The sequence below is a fragment of the Alphaproteobacteria bacterium 33-17 genome (assembly GCA_001897445.1).
Classification (GTDB): Bacteria; Pseudomonadota; Alphaproteobacteria; order Rickettsiales; family 33-17; genus 33-17.
Map to the genome: position 1 here is coordinate 1 of MKSX01000005.1, position 21,052 is coordinate 21,052.

Here is a 21,052-nt window from a genome sequence, read left to right on the forward strand (position 1 = left end):
TTATAACTGACATCTCTTTCCTCTAAAGTTATATTAAAAAATTCCTTCCTTATTATAACCCTTTCAGACATCCTTATTGTCAACCCTTTTCCGTCAATATTCCGTCACCGATACTTTGAACTTCTACAGCAATGACTGTGGGGCTTGGTGGCACATATTCATTCCGAGAGGTATAAAATACCTCGTGAGAATCTAGAAAAATAAAAGTGTATTACCCAACAACTTTTCGTATTTCTTCTTCAGTGATTCCTAAAGCTTTTATAATTCCTAAGCTCTTAGTTATCATTTCCTCGAATTCATCATTTGCTGCTGAGTCTATGGTAATGCCACCACCAACCTGAAATTCAAAATTACCTTCATTGATAAGCAGTGTCCTTATGGCTACTGAAAACTCAAAACTTTTATCTGGTGCAAAATATCCAATGATACCTGAATATATGCCGCGTGGTATCATTTCAATGTCCTTTAAAATTGAAATTGCGGCAAGTTTTGGCGCACCAGTCATTGATCCTGGAGGGAAAGAGCAGCTAAGTAATTTAAATCTATCGTCGCTTGCAAGTTTGCCTATTATAGTCGATGACATATGGTGGAGATGGGAATACGTAGATATTTCAAAAAGTTTAGGAACTAATACACTTCCTGCGTCGCATACGCGGTTAAAGTCGTTACGCATGAGGTCGGTAATCATTAAATTTTCAGCGCGATTCTTTTCGCAACCAGCAAGTATTTCTTTGATTCTATCATCTTCTGAGGGGTCATTGCTTCTTCTTGCTGTCCCTTTTATCGGGCGAGTTTCGCAGTTGCCATCTTTATCCATTTTGACAAACTGTTCGGGGCTGGATGATATAACATATTTATCATCAAATTTTATATAACATGAATATACACTAGGGCTTGCAGTAAGTAATTTTTTATATAAATCAAATGCGTTTAAGCTGTCAAACCTTCCGTAAAATTTATTGGTAAAGTTAGCTTGATATACTTCGCCATCGATAATATTATTCCTTATGATATCTACGCATTTGAGATACTCGTCTTTTTTAAAATGCGAAAATATTCGGAATATTTTTGAGTTTTTTGGAGGCTCAATATCAACTTTTAATCTTTTAATAAAGTTATTATAATGCTCTTCATCACTAGCATTAAGTTCAATTGTTTTAGTTTCATGATCGAAGATTAAAACAACATGAAAACTATAGAAAATGGTATTAAAATTGGTTTCAGGGAATTCGTATTCTATAAAGCCAAAATAATAATCTTGCTCTAATTTATTAAGGTCTTCAAAGCTATCAGGGATTAAAAACTTATTTGGATAAACAGCTAACAATGATTTATTACCTGAAAAATTAGTTTTTAAACCAGAATGCAAAAAAGCCATGCATTTTTTATCAGCAAACTTAGCTGCTATTTCAACAGGATCTTGCCACTCTAGTTGTTTTTTGTAATTCATGTGCTATATATTTGAGTGTTCTATTTAATTATAACAGTTGTTAAAAAATTTAAAAATAATATTTTGGGAAAATTTTGAAAAAAGAAATAATCTTAGCTCTTGGTACAAACTTAGGAAATCGGGAAGATAATATTGATAATGCCTTAAATCTGCTTAAGGAGAATATTGATATTTATGGAGTATCAAAAAATTACTATAATAATGCAATGGTTCCTGAAGGTGCGCCAAAAGAATGGGATATAGAATTTTTAAATATAGCAATTGTTGGAAGTACAGAGCTTTCTGCTGAAGGTTTACTTGATTTTGTGCTTGCAACTGAAGTTAGAATGGGAAGAGGGGATCATGAAAAATGGTCACCAAGAATTATAGATATTGATATTATTATTTATAATAATGAAGTATATAATTTGCCACATTTGAAAGTGCCGCACCCACATTATAAAGAGCGTGATTTTGTAATGATTCCACTTAATGATATAAGGTTGTTATGCAAATCTTTGGAATTTTAAACATAAGTCCCGATTCATTTTCAGATAATAATGCTGGTGATAAAATATTGTTGCAGGTGCAAAAGCTTATCGATGACGGGGCGGATATCATTGATGTTGGCGCTGAGTCTACTAACCCCAATTCAAAACCTATTGATAGTAATGAAGAAATAGAGCGTTTAAAACCTTATTTATCTGACATTATTAATATGGCGCATATACATGGTAAAATGGTAAGCCTTGATACTTATAAAGCAAAGACAGCAGATTATGGTATACATTGTGGTGTTGATATTATCAATGATGTTGGCTGTTTTATGGATCCAAATATGCTTAATGTAGTAGGAAGTTCTAACACTTTATATGTTTTTATGCATAATTTAGGAATACCTTCTGACAAAAATATAACAGTTCCGGAAGATGCTGATATTATTAAGGTTCTGATAGATTTTTATAATATGAAAGTAGAGCAGGTTGTAAAATATATACCTAAAGAAAGGCTAATTTTTGACCCAGGTATAGGGTTTGGTAAAACTAAACAACAAGATCTTCAGATTATTAATGAGGCTGTAAAACTGAAGCAAAATATTGATATTCCTGTTTTGTACGGTCATTCGCGAAAGTCTTTTATGACTTTATTTACAGATAAACCTGCAAAAGAAAGAGACACTGAGACGCACGAGATTACAATGCGCCTCAAACAGGCAGGTGTTGATTTTGTTAGACTGCATTCTATTTTAAAGATGTAGTAGATATTGATGATATGCTAAAATTTGGTTTTCTGGTATGCGTTGCATTATAGATGATATTATTGAGCATAATTGAATCTTCCTTAAAGCTACCAGTTCTTAATATTCTTTTATTATTTATTGCACTAGTTTTTAAAGAGTTTTCTATTTCACCCATAACATCAGATGGCATGATGCATGATTTACCAGCAACTACACGCCAGTTTTCGCCATAGCCTATAGATTCACGGCATTTAGCTGTGTGGTACATACTTTTTAGGGTTTTTACTTCACTTGTTTTTGATATTATTTTGTTATTATACTTACTAATATATGACCTAATCACTTGATAAGCCCGAAATTTTGGATTTTTACTATTGATAATTTTTAAAAATTCTGGATTTTCAGTAACGCATTTTTTCACATTCACACCAAAAAATACTAATAGGCTGAACATTTTAAGATTATTATTATTTAAAGCATAATCCAGCGGTGTAGCACCGTCTTTATCTTTTATATCAAGTTTTATATTTCTGCTATTAAGTAACATGAAAGCAGAATCTGGGCATATATTGAATACGGCATAATGTAATGGTGTCATTCCAAGGTCGCATGATTCATTTTTATTTGCTTTTTTTGCAAGTAAATACTTAAAGTTTTTAGGATTATTTACCGACTTATGCAGAACGGTTTGACCACTGGTAGGGTCTTTAAAATTAATATCAGCACCGCACTCAATTAATAATCTTAAAACCTTCCTGCTTCCGTATATGCTGCATTCTAAGAGCGCTTCATTTAAATCATCCTGATCAAACGTAATAGATTTATCCTGAAGAAGGGTTACTAAAGTTGATTTATCATGACCTAATGCGTAATTATAAAGTATTTTCATATGTTTTTTTGTTTCAAATTAATTAACGATATATTAATAAAATTTAAACAAAAAGTAAATAAATATTTTTGCAATTGATAAGATATTTAATATTTGGGAATGATTCCATCAAAGACTTTAGTTGCTGAGCCTTCTGTATTAATTATAGAATTCTCGTAATTTACAATGAGATCTCCCCCCATCATTGAAACTTTCACTGATTTTTCAGCTTCCATATATTTTATAGCGCAAACAGCTGTTGCAGCTGCTCCCGTTCCGCAGGCAAGGGTTAGACCTGTTCCTCTTTCGTAAGTTTTAAGGTTTATATGAGATTTCGATACAATTTCAGCAAAATTTACATTAACTTTTTCTGGGAAATATTCATGAGATTCAATGATTTTTCCATAATGAAGAATGTTGATTTTATTTATATTATCTACAAAAAAAACTATATGAGGATTTCCAACATTCACAAAATAACCCTTAGGAAGGTTTGGAAAATCATAGAACTCGATAGATTCTATAAAGTTTTTAGATAGCGGAATCTGATCATAATTAAATTTAGGCGCTGGTAACTGTGATTTTACCATGTCTCCCTCTAAAACTTCTGTATTTATAATGTCACCAAGAAGAGACTCTATTTGCCATGTTTTTTGATTATGCTTTTCAGATAAGTATAGTGCAATACACCTTGTAGCATTGCCACATGCATTAGAAATACTACCGTCGTTGTTATATATACCCATTTTAACTTTATGATTAGGAATTGACTTTATAGTAACCAACTGGTCAGCGCCAATGCCATATTTTCGGTCGCAAAGAAACTGTACAAATGATGTTGTAAACTCTATTTCAGGGTTATTATCAAGGTCTAGTAGTACGAAATCATTGCCTAGACCATGCATTTTAGAAAAAGTAATCATAGTAAATCTATATATATAATTTATGCGACTTGAGGAGAGTTTAACAAAAACCAATTTAAACTCAAGTTTTAATACCAGGTTATTACGGTCAGCTAAAATTTGCAGATAAGTAAAAATAAAACTTTTAGTGCAAAGTAATGTTAACTAATTCTAGTGGTGTGTTAATAAGTTGAATTTTTTATCAACCCATGCGTTAAATTAAGTTGAGGTTAAAAAATTAACTATTTATACTTATTAAGTGCATATTAAGAAGTTAAAATTAAAATACTGAGCTTAAAAATGAGTGATGAAAAAAATAGTAATCAGGATACATCAGCTAGTAATGAAGCTCAAAATAAGAATAAAATTACAAGTTACTGGGTAACATTAATATCAGTATTGCTATCATTACTGGTTCTTACTGGAACGTATTATCTTCAAAAAGCTTCTTATTACAAAAGCCTGGAAAACAGTATTAACAGGTTTGAATCATTAACACGTGAAAGTGAAAAAAATATGCTTTATCGCCAGAATTCATATGAGCAGGCATTGGCTGGAGGGGTGGGTTTATTTGCTGCCAGTGATTACGTGTCAAGGGGTGACTGGAAAGACTACAGTAACGCTATTAATGTTAAAGAAAATTTTCCAGGTATTTTTGGTATTGGCTATATAGAGCGTGTCGAGCATAAAAACCTGAATAATTTTGTCAAGTTCATGAAGGAAAAAGAAGGTTTTAAAGATTATAAAATATACCCCACTATAGATACCCCAACATTAAATATTGTGAAATTTATTGAGCCATATGAATTTAATGCCAAGGTTCTTGGTATTAATATTATGTTTGAACAAAATAGGGTAGAAGCTGCAAAACTAGCTATTGAAAGTGGGAAAGCAACTATTACTAACCGCATTATGCTATTTCAGGATAAAAATAAAAAACCTGGTTTTATGCTGTTTCTGCCAATATATGAAAAAGGAAAGCCTATTAATACAGTTGATGAAAGAGTAAAGTTTTTTAAAGGATTCGTATATGCTCCGTTTGTAGGGGAAAACTTTTTGTACGACCTGGCTAATTTACAGGGTATATATTATGATATAGCAATATATGATGGTAAAGAAGAAAATGATGAAGCCTTGATATATTCATCTCATAGTAAGCCAAAATCTATATTGTCAAAATTTTCAGTCAAAAGAGTGGTTAGCATTAAGCAGCGTGAGTGGACCATAGTTTGGAAAAGTACGCCAAAGTTTGAATACTTCATCGATACAAAAGAACCTCAGTTAATTATAATAATAGGGGTTTTGTGTAGTATAGCAATATTCCTGTTTTCTTTTAACATTTTGGCGCGGGCTAATAAGACTCAGCAGATGTTTGATGAAAAAACCAGGTCTCTTCAGAATGTAACCGAAAGAACGCAGGCAATTTTAGGAACAGTAGTTGATGGTATTATAACAATCGATATGCAGGGTTACATAGAAAGCTTTAATGCGTCAGCTGAAAGAATTTTTGGTTATGTTGCCTCAGAGGTAATTGGTAAGAAAATTAATTTACTTATGCCTGAGCCGTATCAATCTGAGCATGATTTTTACTTAAGAAACTATCTAACAACAGGTAAGGCAAAAGTTATTGGAATTGGTCGTGAGGTTATTGCTAAAAGAAAAGATGCTACAACTTTCCCTATCGAGCTTGGTGTTAGTGTATTCGAAATTAATGGCGAAAAAATGTTTGTCGGAAGCGTTAGGGATATTTCAGAAAGAAAAATAGCAGACGATAGAATAAAAGAATCAGTGAGACAAACACAGGCAATATTAGGTACTGTGGTTGATGGTATTATAACCATTGATATGAAAGGTATTATTCAAAGTTTTAACCCATCAGCAGAAAAGATTTTTGGATATGATAGCAAAGAGGTAATTGGAAGAAAAATTAATTTGCTTATGCCTGATCCATATCAATCTGAACATGATAATTATCTGCAAAATTACTTAACAACAGGTAAGGCAAAAGTTATTGGAATAGGGCGTGAAGTTGTTGCTAAGCGTAAGGATGGTACAACATTTCCTATAGAACTTGGGATAAGTATGTTTGTAGTAAATGGTGATAAGATGTTTGTTGGCAGTGTTAGAGATATTTCAGAGCGTAAACATGCAGAGGATACGCTTACAAAATTTGCTCAAAATATGGAATTTAAAAATATTGAGCTTCAAGTTGCTAAATCTCAGTCTGAAGCTGCAAACAGAATGAAGTCTGAGTTTTTAGCAACTATGAGTCATGAAATCAGAACTCCAATGAATGGAATTATAGGAATGACTGAATTGTTATTAGATACTCAGCTTACAACTCAGCAATATAATTATGCTAAAACCGTTATGAGTTCATCTGAAGCGTTGCTCACAATAATTAATGATATTCTTGATTTCTCGAAAATTGAATCAGGCAAGCTTGAGTTAGAAAATATATCATTCAACCTTCATGAAATTGTTAATGAAGTTTCAGACCTGATGTCAGTTAAATCAAGGGAAAAGAATATTGAACTTATAGTACATGTTAAAACTGAGCCTTTGGATTTTGTCGGTGACCCTACCCGTATAAGGCAAATTATTAATAACCTGATAAGTAACGCAATTAAATTTACTGAACAAGGCTATGTTTTAGTGAAGGTTGAAGAAATTAAGAGTGGCGTAAATCTTGCTTCTGACAAAAAAACTATTAGAATTTCGGTTAAAGACTCGGGTATAGGTATTCCTAAAGATGTTCAGAAAAAACTATTTCAAAAATTTAGTCAGGCGGATTCTTCCACAAGCAGAAAATATGGTGGTACGGGCTTAGGTTTAGCTATTTGTAAGCAATTATCCGAAATGATGGGTGGGGAAATTGGCGTAGAAAGCGAAATGGGTGCAGGTTCCACTTTTTGGGTAAACCTAAACTTAACTGCATGTAATGGTGGGCTTGAAATACCTGAAAAAAAATCTATTGTAACCAACAACTTGCAAAGCGTTAGAGTTTTAATTGTTGATGATTTAATTGTAAACGCCACAATTGTATCGGAGCAATTGGAAAAATATGGCATGAGATGTTATTCGTGTGCAGATAGCACTAAGGCAATGGATATGCTAATAATGATGAAAGAGCAGGGAAGCCCTATTCAAATTGTAATGCTGGATTATATCATGCCAAATCTTGATGGCGCTGAGCTTGCAAAGCAAATTAAAGCTGTGAACTCACCAGTAAAAGATGTTGCTTTAATCATGCTGACCTATGCAGAAAATGAAGATTTAGTAACAATGCTAGCTTCAATCGGTGTATCGGCATATATATTTAAGCCAATTAAAACTCAATATTTAATTGAAACAGTCAGTAAGGTTTGGGAATCTGTACAGACTGACTATAAAGGTTGAATTTCTGTTTATGATCCGAACATTATAGTAAATTAGGTTTAATTTGATATGCGTCATTTCCTCACTCATGTAGGCATATCTACATTTCGTTCGTTATTCCTGTGTCAAATTGAACCTAATTTACTATAACTTTTATAAGCAAATGATGATAGCTTTCAAGTTACGGTTTCAAATATTGAAAAATATTAAGGGGTATAAAGCCCCTTAATATTTTGTATAGTTATACTACTGAAATATCAGGTGCATCAATAGCTTTCATACCAACAACATGATAGCCTGAATCTACGTGAAGGTTTTCACCTGTTGTTCCTAATCCTAAACCACTTAATAAATACAGTGCTGCCCCGCCAACTTCAGAGATTTTTGTATTACGTTTAAGCGGTGAGTTATATTCATTCCACTTTAAAATATACCTAAAATCACCAATTCCAGATGCAGCAAGTGTTTTAATGGGACCTGCAGAAATAGAGTTTACACGAATATTATATCTACCTAAATCCATAGCTAAGTATTTAACACTTGTCTCGAGTGCAGATTTAGCAACACCCATAACATTATAGTTTGGCATAACTTTTTCAGCGCCGTAATATGTAAGAGTTACAAGACTACCACCATCTGTCATAAGGCGTTTTGCATGCCTTGCTGCTAAGGTAAATGAGTAAACAGATATGTTCATAGTAAGTAAGAAATTATCAAGCGATGTATCAACGTATTCACCCTTAAGTTCTTCTTTATTAGAATATCCAATAGCATGTACTAAAAAGTCAATTTTACCCCATTTCTGCTCAATTTCATTAAATGCAGCCTCAACAGATGCTTCGTCAGATACATCGCACTGAATCATCAAAGGATTGTTGCCAAGTTCAGCAGCTAATTTTTCAACTCTCTTAAGTAAAGCCTCACCCTGATAAGTAAAAGCAATTTCAGCACCCTGCGCATGTAAAGACTGAGCAATACCCCAAGCAATAGACTTATCATTAGCCACGCCCATAATAACGCCCCTTTTACCAGCCATCAACTCACCCTTAGGATAATACTCTTCATTCATAGAATCCATAATAAACACCATATAAAAATTCATAATAATATGATGTAAAATAGCAATTATTTCCAAATAATCAAGAATATACCTTCGATAAATCAAAAATTGGTTCGTCATTTCCTTACTCATGTACCTTATTAGTACATTTCGTTCGTCATTCCTGCCACTTTTGGATTTATCTTTGGTCTATGGTAGTTACGGGGTGGTGAAAGTTGGTTCGTCATTTTCTTGTGCATAGTACTTATTAGTAAATTTCGTTCGTCATTCCTGCCACTTTTGGATTTATCTTTGGTCTATGGTAGTTACGGGGTGGTGAAAGTTGGTTCGTCATTTTCTTGCGCATAGTACTTATTAGTACATTTCATTCGTCATTCCTGCCACTTTTAGATTATAGTCCCTAAGGTTTTCTAGTGTTTTCGCCTCTTTCAGATCTGTTTGGAGATATGTTTGGGGTGGAGTTTTGTTTCTGCTTTAATTGATTGAGCGCATCTATATGATCACGGGAAAGGGTGGGGCTAGGTTTTTCCCCTAAATCTGGCTGATGTGTAGGATTGTTTGATTTGCTGCCTGCAACTGCCGCTGTAACTGTTATTGATACGGCCGCGGATACAGCTCCGATGATTGCCTGGGTTGCAACTGTAAATGCTGCAAATCCAGTAAAATAAATGCCAGCAGCAATAATTGCAGCACATGTAATAAATATAGCTGCTGCAAATAATATTGTACCCAGCACACCAAAACCAGATGATTTACCTTGATTTGCTGAAGGCTTTTGTATTTGAGGTTTAGGTGGGGCTACTGTACTTACTGGTTTTAATTGTGGTTCAGAAAAGCGGTTTGAAGTATTGATGTTGTTGTTTAAATTAGGAAAATGCTGCTTTAATTGCTCTGGTAATATTTCAGAAGCTGATCTGTTAGTATTCTCATCAGGCTGCGCTAAAGGTGCTGGAGGGGCTTCTTGTACGTCGTTTAGCGGTGGTGCAGATGGAACTATACTTGATGCCATATCTTCAGGTACAATAATAATATCCTCTAGTTCTGGTGCTGACGGTGCAGGAGCAGGAGCTGGCTGCACAACATTATTTACAGGTGCCTGCGCATTTTGCTGAAGTTGTAATGTAAACTGATACTGTTTTGTAGATACATCAAGCATGTATTTTCTGATATCGAAATAGCTACCATCTTTAAAAGCTGCATTATTTGCTTCTAAGGTAGATTTTGAAAGATCAGCAACCTGAGCTGCCTGAAGTCTATTTTCTTCATCTAGAATATTTTGATGATGCTGTATTAGAGCAAGGTCAGATAAATAATCGCCTGGATTATCACGCAGATAAGTTTCTTTAACATTTTGGACTATGCTTTGTAATTGTATGAGTCTTTGCGGAATAATAAATTGATTTATATCAATATCATGTTCAAGGTTATTTTGTATTCCCATTACAGGATTATGATACATTAACCCAATCAGCTCATTTGGTGTAATTTCGTAGCTTTCTAAAAGCTTAAAATAAATTCTGGAATATAATAACTGGATACTTTTTTCAGTATAGTATACCAAATCAGGATCTTTAATGCTGATATCTCTTGCAATTAATATTGCGTTTATAGTGCTTACAGCGCCACAAACTTTATTTTCACCCTGACCAAGTTTGTTGGGGCTATAGATTATAAATAAATCATCACCACTTCGTTCAACTCCACCAGAAGCTAAATGTGCCTTTTTGCATATTTCTTTAACAGTATCTATGTGTTCTGGCACAAGATTCTCGGTAATAAGAGAATTTAAATATGAAATGATATATTCATTACCAACTTTTTTTACTACAATACTAAACCAGTGTTCTCCAGGTCTGTTGCTATTATTAAATATAAAAATATTATTTTGACCTGAGTTTATGTTATTAAATATGTCATTATAATCATGTAAGTTGTTTACATCTATACTTGAGTACTGATCTTTAACATCTTGAAAGTAAGTTGGCGTAAATTTGAAAGGGTCAACAATAGGATAGAAAACTGAGTTAAAAACCTTAAGATCGCCTGTTTGATAAATATTATGAAGAGCTTTGCTGATGTCTTCAGCATTGATTAAATATCCTGGTCTTAGAATTGGATTATTTGAGTTTAACATGATTTATAAACCCTTGGAATTGCTTTGGATATTCTTTGGTTTTGAATCTTTTTTTAATCCTTCTTGTAGCATAGATTCAATTGGTTTGTGATGTAGGCTTGTTAATGCTTTTTGCTGAGCAAGCTGTTCAAGAGCTTCTGTAATTCTTGAACTTGAAGGATGTTCATTTTTTATTTGATTATCAATACACTCTCTATATAATTTCTCAACTATAGGCGCAAAAATATTTGGATCATTGACTCCAACTTCTTCAAATAAAGCAACTGTATTTTTTATTGTTTTATGAAATGGGTTATGGTCACTAAACATTGAATTTGTATTAGGATAATTGAATACTTTATGTAAAGCTATTTCATCTGCTGCAGCATATGCCGTATTTGAAATATTAGTTTTATGACCTGCCCAACTTAAAAAAGAGGTCATAATCATGTGGCAGCTAATAATGCTATATTTTGCTGGTAGCATGCTTTGAAAATGCTTTTGATTTTGTTTTATTCCATCACTAAGTTTCTTTATTTGATCCTTACTTAACATAATACTACCTTTGTTTTACTGGAGATTTAAATGCATTGTTATTTAACATATTTGATGTGTTTTCTTCTATTACTTGTGTAACCATATTTGCTGTTTTTTCTGTATATTCATTTAGCATTTCGTTAAGCTTATATTCTGGAATTTTGTCTCCAGGATACTTTTTGGCTTCTTTTTGGATAGCATGAGTTATATCAATTGCTCCTTTACCTACCTGGTAAACTAAGTCTTCTACTAATTCTGTGCTAGCTACAACAGTACCAGGTAAAGTTTTAAGAACAGTAATAGCAAGCTCTAAGGGAGTTGCAATTTGCTTTTTTAATTTGGGTGATGCCGCTTCAAATAATCCGTCAAGTGAACCAGAAATGAATGGCATAAGTCCTAAGCCCTGTAGGTTTCTGAAACTAGGATTTTCTCTTGCCATCTCAATTTCAATGTTATTTAGGGTTTTTTCAATGTTTTTTTCAGCTAAAGATATATTTTTTCCTAATGTATTTGTAATACTTTCGTATACATTTGGCGAAAAGTTTGCAGAGTTAAAGTTATTGCTTTTTAGTGTATTTTCAGCATCTTTAGTGACCCTATTTCTTTTGTTTTCAGATCTTAGGCGCTCAATAACCTTTAAATGTGTGCCGTTAAACACCATATTGCCATATGCTGCAACATCTAGTATGCCTTTAGCAGCGCCAATATAACCACCAACTTTTGCAGCTGATTTTGCCATTCCAATGCTACCAGAAAACATTTTATTAACTTCTTGTATCATTTGGCTTTTTTTAACTTTATCTTTTGTAGCATTTACAGCTTTTACGGTATTGGCTGTCAGTTGCTGTGCTACTGTTCCTTCTTTAAAGCCGGCATTTTCAAGTTGAGATGCTAAGGTTTCTTTTTGTTGAAGGTTTTTAATTTTAGCATCTTTTAAAGCTTTTTCTAACTTTTCAACTTCTTTATCGCTTTGGGTTACTTTGATTTTTTGTTGTTCAATTTCTGCTTGTAGCTTAACCTTATCTTTTAGATTATCATTTTTGCGAGCAGTTTTAGAACTGTTATCAATATATTCTGCAGCCTTTGATTCAATTTTTGCAGTAGTATATTGTCTTGAGGTGCTATTCGCTGCAGAACGACTTAATTTTTCTAAAACCCTAGTTTGAAGTTGGCTTGCAAAACGTTGCTGTATTGATTTCATAGTATAACCCAAATTTATGATGTAAACTTGATTATATTGTACCATGTTTATGTTAAAAAATTAACTATTTTGTTAGTATGATGTGTTTCTTTTTGCCAACTGAAAGCTTAATCCTTGATTTTGCAGAAAAAATACTATCGGTAATTTTATAAAACTCATCAGTTACCGGCTCGTCATCTAGCCTTACCGCACCAGCTTTGATATGTCTTTTAGCCTCACCATTGCTATCAGCTAAGCCTGATTGTTTAATGGCATCATAAAGCATTGGTTCGCCGTCAATTTTGAACTCTGGTAAACCTTCTCCGCTTTTAGCTGCATAAAATGTGTTTAAAGCTGTTTGATGGGCTTGCTCAGCTGCTTCCCTACCATGACAAAGGCTTGTAGCTTCATTTGCAAGTAATACCTTGAAATCATTGATATTTTTATCAGATTTTTCAAACTCAGCGATTTCTTGGACTGGAATATCTGTAAAGTAACGCATAAATCTGAAAACGTCACGGTCGTCAGTATTGCGCCAGAACTGCCAGTAATCATAAGCAGGTAAGAATTCGCTACTAAGCCATACAGCGCCATTTGCAGTTTTACCCATTTTTGAGCCATTGGCTGTAGTGATTAGCGGCGTTGTAAGACCATAAGACTCTTTACCGCCCATTTTTCTAACTAAGTCAACACCGTTAATAATATTGCTCCACTGGTCGCTACCACCAATCTGAACGCGGCAGTTTTCTGCTTTATTAAGGTGCATAAAATCATAAGCCTGAAGTAACATATAGTTAAACTCAAGGAATGACAGGTTTTGCTCTCTCTCTAACCTTATTTTAACACTATCCATTGCAAGCATACGATTTACTGAGAAAAGTGAGCCATAGTCACGTAAGAATTCTATATATTTCAGATCTTTAAGCCAGTCATTATTATTTACAACTTTTGCGCTGTTTGCTGTATTCCCAAAGGAAATAAACTGTGCTATTGTATTTTTAATACCGTCAAAGTTCTCCTGAATAAGTTCGTCTGTAAGTAATTTTCTAGCTTCATCTCTTCCTGAAGGGTCACCGATTTTAGTGGTTCCGCCGCCAATTAAGACTAATGGCTTATGTCCATGCTTTTGTAAAAGCTTAAATAACATGATTTGCATCAGGCTTCCCACATGCAACGTCTTAGCAGTACAGTCAAAGCCAATATAAACTGTTACGCTTTCTTCAGCAAAAAGCTTATCAAGGGATGCAAGGTCAGTTGACTGATAATAAAACCCGCGAGCAACAAATTCTTTAAGAAATGCACTTTTTAAGTTATTTGTATCTATATCAGCTTGACTCATGCTTAACCCTCTAATTATAATGAAAATAAATATAATAAATTTCGCAAATGCAATTTAAACCCTTACAGCTTATTTATCAAACAATTTCTACAGTTTGTGATAATCATTTGATAGATAATAAGCAGATATTTAATGAAGGCGGCAAAGCGGTTATGTCATCGGTTCTTTGCAACTTATTGAATGATAATGAAAAAACAGATAAAGAAGCATGCCAATTGCAAGCTGATAAGTGGTCACAAAATCTTAAAAATTTCTTAAATGATAAGAAAAGCGTAGATATTATTATGGAGATGCCTCAGTCAGAGAGGGGTATTTATGCTAGTTTCATAGCATTCGGTAATAAAAAAGGTCAGAATCAGCACTTAGAAGCAACAGTTGATTTCGCAGTAGATTTGATTGCAGATGAAGTGTTAGAAGGTGAACTTGATCTCGATATTTATAGTAATGAAGAAGAAGCAAAGCTTGCTGTAAAGGAAAAACTTAAAGAAAAAATCCGTGATTTTATTATGGGTCTTTTAAGCGAAGAACTTGGGCAGGATTATTACGAAGATTTAGGGCAGTTGGTTGCAATTATTAAGAACCGTAAAAAAGTGTCTAGCCAAATACAGTCTATGCTTCAGCTTGCTATCCAAAATCAGCTCAAGCTTTCTAAAACAAAACTATCTAAAACTAGTTTACTAACAGCCATTACTGCTGGTGCATTCGGCTTGGGTGTAGGGTTATTTGGAGGGTTTTCACTAATTGACGTTGTATTGCCGCTTTCATTCGGGATATCTGGGGCAATAATAGGTAAAGAGTTTCTTAAAATTAATCAGATTAATAAAAAACAGCCCAAAGATCTGCATCCGAATGATTTGAATGTTAACCTTGATCCTATTCAAAAAACAGAACTTCAGTCTGAGATGCGCAAGCAAAAGAAGGCAAAAAAACTAAACAGGCTATTTGCTTCGGAAGAAATGAAAGAAGCAGCGAAAGATTTTCAGATTCATGCAAGTGTTAAGGGCGTATTTTCTAATGAAGTGGATTACTCAATATCTAAAGTAAGCGCAAGGGACAAAAGTCAAAGTCAGCAGGTTGAGAAAAATAATAATGGTGGTGCTGGCGGACGTAAATTGTAATATTTAAAATTTAATGATGTATACCGCCACTTATACCTGTTTTCTTGTCGTCTAGTATACGTGGTGTAGCAGTTGGTGCAGCAATACTATGTCTCCTTTTATGGTTAGTTTTGTCTGCAGCATATTTTTTAGCAAATTTTCCTTTGCTTTCCTGTTGTTCTTTAAATTTTGCAGCGTAATCATCAATTTGTTTGTAATATCCTGTATACTCAAAGTAATTTCTTTTAAAGTAATTTTGTATACTTCTTAAGTTATCTTTCATTGAAGACTTTGAATAGGTCTTTGCTACACTTTGTTTATGTTTATCAATATCTTTTAAAAATTCATCCACTTTTTTAGGATCAACTTTTCCATCAGCACCTGTAACATACTTATCAAATTTTTCAGTTATTTTTTTATTCATTCCAGATATTATGTACTGATCTTCAAACATATCTCCTAAAATTTTTAGAAACTCATCTTTTGCAACAGGATCATCGTCCATAGCTTTAATTTTTGGTATAAACTCGGCGAAACTTTTATATATTTTTTCTACAGCTTTTCTTTTATTTTCATGATTATTGTATATAGTTGCAGCGGATGATGCCCACCCAACACCTGCTGTAAAAAATGCCCACTTTGCTATTCCTAAAGGACTCGAAAAAAATAGCATACCAATTTCAGCGGCATTGGCTATCCCATAATGTTTAATAAATTTTTTCCCAAGATAACCTGCCTTGTGATGTCTTGCTATTCCTGGAATTATAATTTCTTCTCCATTTTTACCTTTTTCTTTTGTATCTTTAAGCTCATTTTCGTAAATCGCCTGTTTAGTCATTATTCTATAAAATTTGTTTGATATACCTTTTTTATACCTTAAGCCGTTTTCTCTGTATTGCTCAAGATCCTTAGTAGTAAACAGTATTTTTTCTGCAAGAAATTCAGTTTTCTTTACTTTTTGAGAGTCATATTCTTCTTTGCTTATTTGACTTTTATTGGCATTTTCACGCTTGATGAGTTTATCTGAAATGCCTTCAAGTATCTCTAGTGCTTTCTCATTTCTCTCGCGCGTTCTGACTGGTGCTTTCATCACCTTTGCGATTTGTCTTTCTTTTTGATTTATTTTATAGTTATAAGCTAAGGAAGTTGCTGACCCTATTACTGTAACAGCAAGAGATAATATAGGAACTAGTAAAGTAACACCAGTGGCTGCAGTAGCCGCTGTAATCGCTAACATAACAACCGAAAAAGCAAATCCAACAATTGCCAAAGAAATTGGGTTTGCTAAAAACTTTTTTACAGGCTCAATATAGTCCTTAAAAAAGTTTGGCTTTTTTATGTTCTCAGGTTTAGTATCTGGCACTGCTATACTCCTCTCTGAATAAATAATCTGGAGAGTCTAAAATTAAAAATAGTTAAAATATTAATAATTTTATTATAACTTATATTTTTAGCAGTATCAATACTAAGAATATCAATATTTAAAATATTTTGTATGTAGTTGATATATATAGAATTTTACTGAGTAAGATATTGTATAACATCAGTATTTTTAAAGTCATGTGGAAAAGCTGTAATAAGCTTCATGTTTTCGTCAAAAAGAAACATTATTGTGGTGTGATTAACGGTATAAAGGTCAGGATTTTCTGCATTTTCTACTTTAGCGGCATATACTTTGAACTTCTTAACAATATCGTTAATTTGTTCCTTTGTGCCTGTTAAGGCTTTAATATGCGGATCAAAATTAGTCATATATTCTGATAAAAGCTGTTTAGTGTCTCTTTCAGGATCTACGGTTACAAAAACAACATTTAACTTATCTACTTGATTTTTAGGCATTTCATTAAGAAGTAAGGTCAAATTGTTCAAAGTTGCTGGGCAAAAATCAGGACAAAATGTATATCCAAAATATAAAAGCGTTTTTTTACCATGTAGGGATTTGTCTGTAACTACTTTACCATGCTGATCAATTAACGAAAAACTTCCACCAACTTCAGTATTGGCGTTAGCAAGGTGAACGTTAATTAATAGTATTATTATAAACTTAAGCATATACCAATTTCCTGAAAACGTCTTCTAATGAAGGCGTTTCAATTTTAAAATCGACTATTTCAGTAAACCCTGTGAATATGTCATTTATAACCTTACTATTTGGTATGTCAGAATTTACAGTAATGGTTAGTGTATTTTCAAAGGCATCTACTGTATATTGCCTTAAAGCATTTGGCACTTGCTGAAGCGAACCTAATTTAACCACAAACTTTTTACTTGTGTACTTTTGTATAAGATTACATGTAGTATCTTTTGCAACAATTTCGCCTTTGTTAATCATTGCTATTTGATCACATAGCATTTCGGCTTCTTCTAAGTAATGGGTTGTTATAATAACTGTAGTGCCTTTTTCCTTATTAAGCTCTTTAATATAATCCCAAAGGTTTTGCCTTAGTTCAATATCTACCCCTGCTGTAGGTTCATCAAGTATTACTAGTTCTGGCGAATGCACCAAAGCTTTCGCAACAAGAAGCCTTCTTTTCATGCCGCCAGATAAAGCATGGGTTAAAGTATTCTGCTTTTCAACAAGATTAAGCCTTTCTAAAAGCTCTTTTATCTTTTTGCTGCTATTTTTAACGCCATAATAACCTGCATAATACTCAAGAATTTCTTTTACGCTAAAGAAAGAATCCAGCATTAATTCCTGGGGTACTACGCCAATTTTATAGCGGGTGTCGATAAATTTATTATCAAGATCAAGACCGCAAATTTTAACTCTACCAGAGGTTTTAATTGTTAGGCCTGCCAAAATATCAATAGTAGTTGATTTGCCAGCCCCGTTGGGTCCTAATAAAGCAAAAAAACTACCTTTTTCGACTTGTAAGTTTAGGTTGTTTAAGGCGATTTTTTCTTGTTTATCTCCTTTGTAAACTTTCACTAAATCTTTGATATCTAAAGCTAGCATATTTTATTACTCTGAAAAACTAACCTCTTTTTGTTTGAGAAGCTCCATAAGCTCACCATCCTGATACATTTCTTTAACAATGTCACAACCGCCCACAAACTCACCTTTTACATATAACTGAGGAATAGTTGGCCAGTCTGTATAAGCTTTAATAGCTTCTCTTATTTCCTGATCTTCTAAAATATTTACATCGTAAAACTCTACGTTAAGCTTTTTTAAGATAGCAACTACAGTCGCTGAAAAGCCACACATAGGCATATCTTTATTGCCTTTCATGTAAAGTACAACTTCATTATTGTTGATTTGACTTTCGATTTCTGCAAATAATTCTTCTTGAGTGCGAGACATGATTTAACCCTCTGTTTTTGTTGTAATTTTTAATGCATGAAGATCACCACCTAATATGGTTTTTAAGGCTTCATTTACCATTTTATGCTGCATAACACGCGGTTTGCCTTTAAAATGCTCTGATGTAATGGTAAGAGACCAATGGTTATTATCACCCACCATATCTATAAGTTCCCATTTAGCATCTGGCATGTTTTTTGTAAGTAATTCAGATATTTGATCGTATGATACAGGCATATTCCCTTCCTTATAATTAAGTGTAATATATCCAAAGTTTTTTGATAAATCTATTCTAATTTACATTTTATTCTAATTTCTAATTTACATTTTATTCAGGCTTCTAATTTACATTTTATTCAGGCTTCTAATTTACAATATTTCTGTTATATGGGCTTTCAAGCGCAAAACTTGGTATTACAGCTATTACTATATCACCTGTGTCGATATTCAGCATTTCATAGTTGCCCGCCATAATTGCTGAAGATGTTCTGACGCTAACCTTGCTGGTATATTCGTAAGACTCACCAGGGTTAATAACGGGTTGTTCGCCAACAACGCCATAACCGTAAACCTCTTCAACACAGCCATCTGAATCGATAATATTCCACATTCTTGCAACTAATTGATGGGGATTATTTGTCTGATTTTCAATAATAATTTTATATAACCATATGAATTCCAGATCTTCTGGAAGAGAATGGTCATGGTCAAAAGTTGGGATTGCAGTAATAACTATGCCATCAGTATCATTTACAAATTTATATAATGTCTGCTTTTCCATATTTACCGCTTATCAAATTTAAGGGTGTTATACCACCCTTGAACCCGCTAGTCTAGCTGAGATTTATTAAAATCTGAGTATATTTTATTATTTTCAATTTACAGATAAAAATCCTCTTGAATTAATACTTTAGGAGAGTATACTATTAAACGCTAAATTATTAAACATAGTATAACATGCTTGCATCAGTAAGATATTTTTTTCTCGCCTTTGTGGTTATGATTTCCGTGGGTCTCAACCTGGTTGGGTCATACATCAGAGCCGCACATATGAATACTTCATTTGAAGAAATTTTACCAGTTAGCAATTCTAACTTACAAAATTTGTACGGTAAATACCTATGGACTGGTTTTGGTCCTTACCTAAAAACCTTATTTCCAACACCTCTTCAACTATGGTCAAATGATAAAAACTTGGCAGTTTTCAGCGAATATAGCAAAAGAATTACAGATGAAGTTAAGCTAACCAAGTTATCAATTAAAACCACTCAGGGCATACAGTTTTTAGATTCAAATAATATTGATATTTCAGAAATTGATTTCTCTATACTTGACAAAATATGCATGCATTTTATGGATGAAAAATATTCTGTCACAAATAGTAAAGCATTTCAAAAAGCTGTACTCGGGTCTATTCAAAACCGAATTATTCATGGCGTTGTAAAAGAGAATGGTGTAGATAAAAAAGCGTTTTTTATTAAAGCACTTATTCCAATTTCTAATACAAATCAAACAGAAGCAGTTATTGAAGTTTACTACGATATTACGGCTTCCTGGAAGCAAATGTATAACATTCAGATTGGTGTAACTGTAATTATTCTGGCAATTATAAGCGTTATTTTTGTTATACTTGCTATGACTTCTATCAAAGCGCAGAAAATTATTAACAAACAAATTGAAGTAAACCTGGAGCTGGAAGAAGCGAAAAAGAAAGCCGAAGAACTTAGTAATCAAAAATCAATGTTCCTGGCTAATATGAGTCATGAGCTTAGAACCCCACTAAACTCGATTATTGGTTTTTCCGATATCATTAGAAACGATAGTTTGGGTAGCCTAGGCAATCCACAATATCAGGAATATGGTAATGACATTCATTCATCGGGAACTCATTTATTGAGTCTAATTAATGATATTCTTGATTTTTCTAAAGCAGAAGCAGACAGGCTACAAGTTGAGCAAATCGAAGTTGACTCTATAAAAATGATAAAACAATGTATTCGTATTGTTAAGCCAAAAGCAGACGAAGCAAAAATTACTATTACCGATAATTCAGGTGATAAACATTATATATTAAATGCCGACCCTAAGCGCCTGAAGCAAGTGTTTTTAAATATAATGTCTAACTCTATTAAATTCACCCCTGAAAATGGTGAAGTTAGAGTAGATGTTGTTGCTAACGATAATGATAAAATTATTAAGATCCAGATATCTGATACTGGAATCGGAATTGCCCCGAAAGATATAGCAAAAGTAATGCAGCCATTTGTACAGGTTGAAAGCTCATTAAGTAAGAAACATGCAGGTACTGGGCTTGGTCTGCCGCTTACAAAAAAGCTGGTTGAGCTGATGAACGGTAAATTTGAGATAACCAGTGAAGTTGGGCTTGGCACAACTGTAACTCTCACATTCAGTTTTTTAAGCTCAGCGTGATTATAGTGAAAGAAATTTTGAGGGTGAATGTTATTAACAACCCAAATTTGCTTTCTAAAGCATTTACGCTACCTAATTCAGGCAAACTTCTTCACAATTGTAGAAGTTCAAAGTTTTGGTGACGGAAAAGGGTTGACAATAAGGATGTCTGAAAGGGTTATAATAAGGAAGGAAT

The 21,052-nt window shown here is 33.3% G+C and carries 18 protein-coding genes and 1 pseudogene; 5 read left to right on the top strand and 14 right to left on the bottom strand.

From position 1 onward, the window contains the following. Window positions 1-211: 211 nt before the first annotated feature. Window positions 212-1,450 carry a hypothetical protein gene (locus BGO27_02890; protein OJV16280.1) on the bottom strand — a complete coding sequence of 413 codons (1,239 nt, stop codon included), beginning with the start codon at window positions 1,448-1,450 and terminating at the stop codon, window positions 212-214. A 74-nt stretch (window positions 1,451-1,524) separates the two neighbouring features. Here BGO27_02890 and BGO27_02895 point away from each other — a divergent pair, with 74 nt between their 5' ends. Together BGO27_02895 and BGO27_02900 are read left to right on the top strand one after the other, a co-directional pair. Continuing rightward, window positions 1,525-1,959, top strand: a complete 435-nt coding sequence (locus BGO27_02895) for a 2-amino-4-hydroxy-6-hydroxymethyldihydropteridine diphosphokinase (protein OJV16281.1) — start codon at window positions 1,525-1,527, stop codon at window positions 1,957-1,959. Then, entirely contained in the window at window positions 1,938-2,687 is a 750-nt protein-coding gene (locus BGO27_02900; GenBank protein OJV16282.1) for a dihydropteroate synthase, read from the top strand. Before BGO27_02895 ends, BGO27_02900 begins: the two co-directional genes overlap by 22 nt. Here the strand turns inward: BGO27_02900 and BGO27_02905 are convergent. Next, the gene (locus BGO27_02905) at window positions 2,671-3,558 is read right to left on the bottom strand and encodes a hypothetical protein (protein OJV16283.1); all 888 of its coding nucleotides are present in this window, start codon (window positions 3,556-3,558) and stop codon (window positions 2,671-2,673) included. The genes BGO27_02900 and BGO27_02905 overlap by 17 nt on opposite strands. A gap of 86 nt (window positions 3,559-3,644) precedes the next feature. Beyond that, window positions 3,645-4,460, bottom strand: coding sequence for a diaminopimelate epimerase (locus tag BGO27_02910; protein ID OJV16284.1), 816 nt, complete (start codon window positions 4,458-4,460; stop codon window positions 3,645-3,647). 279 nt (window positions 4,461-4,739) lie between these two features. Between BGO27_02910 and BGO27_02915 the strand changes: the two genes are divergently transcribed. Further along, window positions 4,740-7,838, top strand: a complete 3,099-nt coding sequence (locus BGO27_02915) for a hypothetical protein (GenBank protein OJV16285.1) — start codon at window positions 4,740-4,742, stop codon at window positions 7,836-7,838. Window positions 7,839-8,058: 220 nt separating this feature from the next. On the opposite strand, the gene BGO27_02920 is transcribed toward BGO27_02915, so the two are convergent. From BGO27_02920 to BGO27_02940, 5 genes are all read right to left on the bottom strand, one after another. Continuing rightward, window positions 8,059-8,853, bottom strand: coding sequence for an enoyl-[acyl-carrier-protein] reductase (locus tag BGO27_02920; GenBank protein OJV16297.1), 795 nt, complete (start codon window positions 8,851-8,853; stop codon window positions 8,059-8,061). Between the two features lie 424 nt (window positions 8,854-9,277). Beyond that, window positions 9,278-11,011: a hypothetical protein gene (locus tag BGO27_02925; protein OJV16286.1), complete on the bottom strand. Its 1,734-nt coding sequence runs from the start codon at window positions 11,009-11,011 to the stop codon at window positions 9,278-9,280. Window positions 11,012-11,014: 3 nt separating this feature from the next. After that, complete coding sequence (locus BGO27_02930; protein ID OJV16287.1) at window positions 11,015-11,545, bottom strand: hypothetical protein; 531 nt, start codon at window positions 11,543-11,545, stop codon at window positions 11,015-11,017. A gap of 4 nt (window positions 11,546-11,549) precedes the next feature. Then, complete coding sequence (locus BGO27_02935; GenBank protein ID OJV16288.1) at window positions 11,550-12,728, bottom strand: hypothetical protein; 1,179 nt, start codon at window positions 12,726-12,728, stop codon at window positions 11,550-11,552. A gap of 64 nt (window positions 12,729-12,792) precedes the next feature. Then, a complete protein-coding gene (locus BGO27_02940) occupies window positions 12,793-14,046 on the bottom strand; it encodes a tyrosine--tRNA ligase (GenBank protein OJV16289.1) in 1,254 nt (417 codons plus the stop codon). A gap of 47 nt (window positions 14,047-14,093) precedes the next feature. On the opposite strand from BGO27_02940, the gene BGO27_02945 reads away from it, so the two are divergent. After that, entirely contained in the window at window positions 14,094-15,164 is a 1,071-nt protein-coding gene (locus BGO27_02945; protein OJV16290.1) for a hypothetical protein, read from the top strand. Window positions 15,165-15,174: 10 nt separating this feature from the next. Here the strand turns inward: BGO27_02945 and BGO27_02950 are convergent, their stop codons facing one another. The 6 genes and pseudogenes from BGO27_02950 to BGO27_02975 all read right to left on the bottom strand — a co-directional run bounded on the left by BGO27_02950 (window position 15,175) and on the right by BGO27_02975 (window position 19,228). After that, on the bottom strand, window positions 15,175-16,506 hold the full coding sequence (locus tag BGO27_02950) for a hypothetical protein (GenBank protein OJV16291.1): 1,332 nt from the start codon (window positions 16,504-16,506) through the stop codon (window positions 15,175-15,177). A 155-nt stretch (window positions 16,507-16,661) separates the two neighbouring features. Further along, window positions 16,662-17,213: pseudogene (locus BGO27_02955) on the bottom strand (hypothetical protein). Continuing rightward, on the bottom strand, window positions 17,188-18,099 hold the full coding sequence (locus tag BGO27_02960; GenBank protein ID OJV16292.1) for a hypothetical protein: 912 nt from the start codon (window positions 18,097-18,099) through the stop codon (window positions 17,188-17,190). The pseudogene BGO27_02955 and the gene BGO27_02960 overlap by 26 nt, the downstream one beginning before the upstream one ends. A gap of 6 nt (window positions 18,100-18,105) precedes the next feature. Next, on the bottom strand, window positions 18,106-18,447 hold the full coding sequence (locus tag BGO27_02965; GenBank protein ID OJV16293.1) for a monothiol glutaredoxin, Grx4 family: 342 nt from the start codon (window positions 18,445-18,447) through the stop codon (window positions 18,106-18,108). A 3-nt stretch (window positions 18,448-18,450) separates the two neighbouring features. Then, a complete protein-coding gene (locus BGO27_02970) occupies window positions 18,451-18,684 on the bottom strand; it encodes a hypothetical protein (GenBank protein ID OJV16294.1) in 234 nt (77 codons plus the stop codon). A 127-nt stretch (window positions 18,685-18,811) separates the two neighbouring features. Then, the gene (locus tag BGO27_02975) at window positions 18,812-19,228 is read right to left on the bottom strand and encodes a Co2+/Mg2+ efflux protein ApaG (GenBank protein OJV16295.1); all 417 of its coding nucleotides are present in this window, start codon (window positions 19,226-19,228) and stop codon (window positions 18,812-18,814) included. Window positions 19,229-19,404: 176 nt separating this feature from the next. Here BGO27_02975 and BGO27_02980 point away from each other — a divergent pair, with 176 nt between their 5' ends. Further along, window positions 19,405-20,877: a hypothetical protein gene (locus BGO27_02980; GenBank protein ID OJV16296.1), complete on the top strand. Its 1,473-nt coding sequence runs from the start codon at window positions 19,405-19,407 to the stop codon at window positions 20,875-20,877. Window positions 20,878-21,052: the final 175 nt, after the last annotated feature.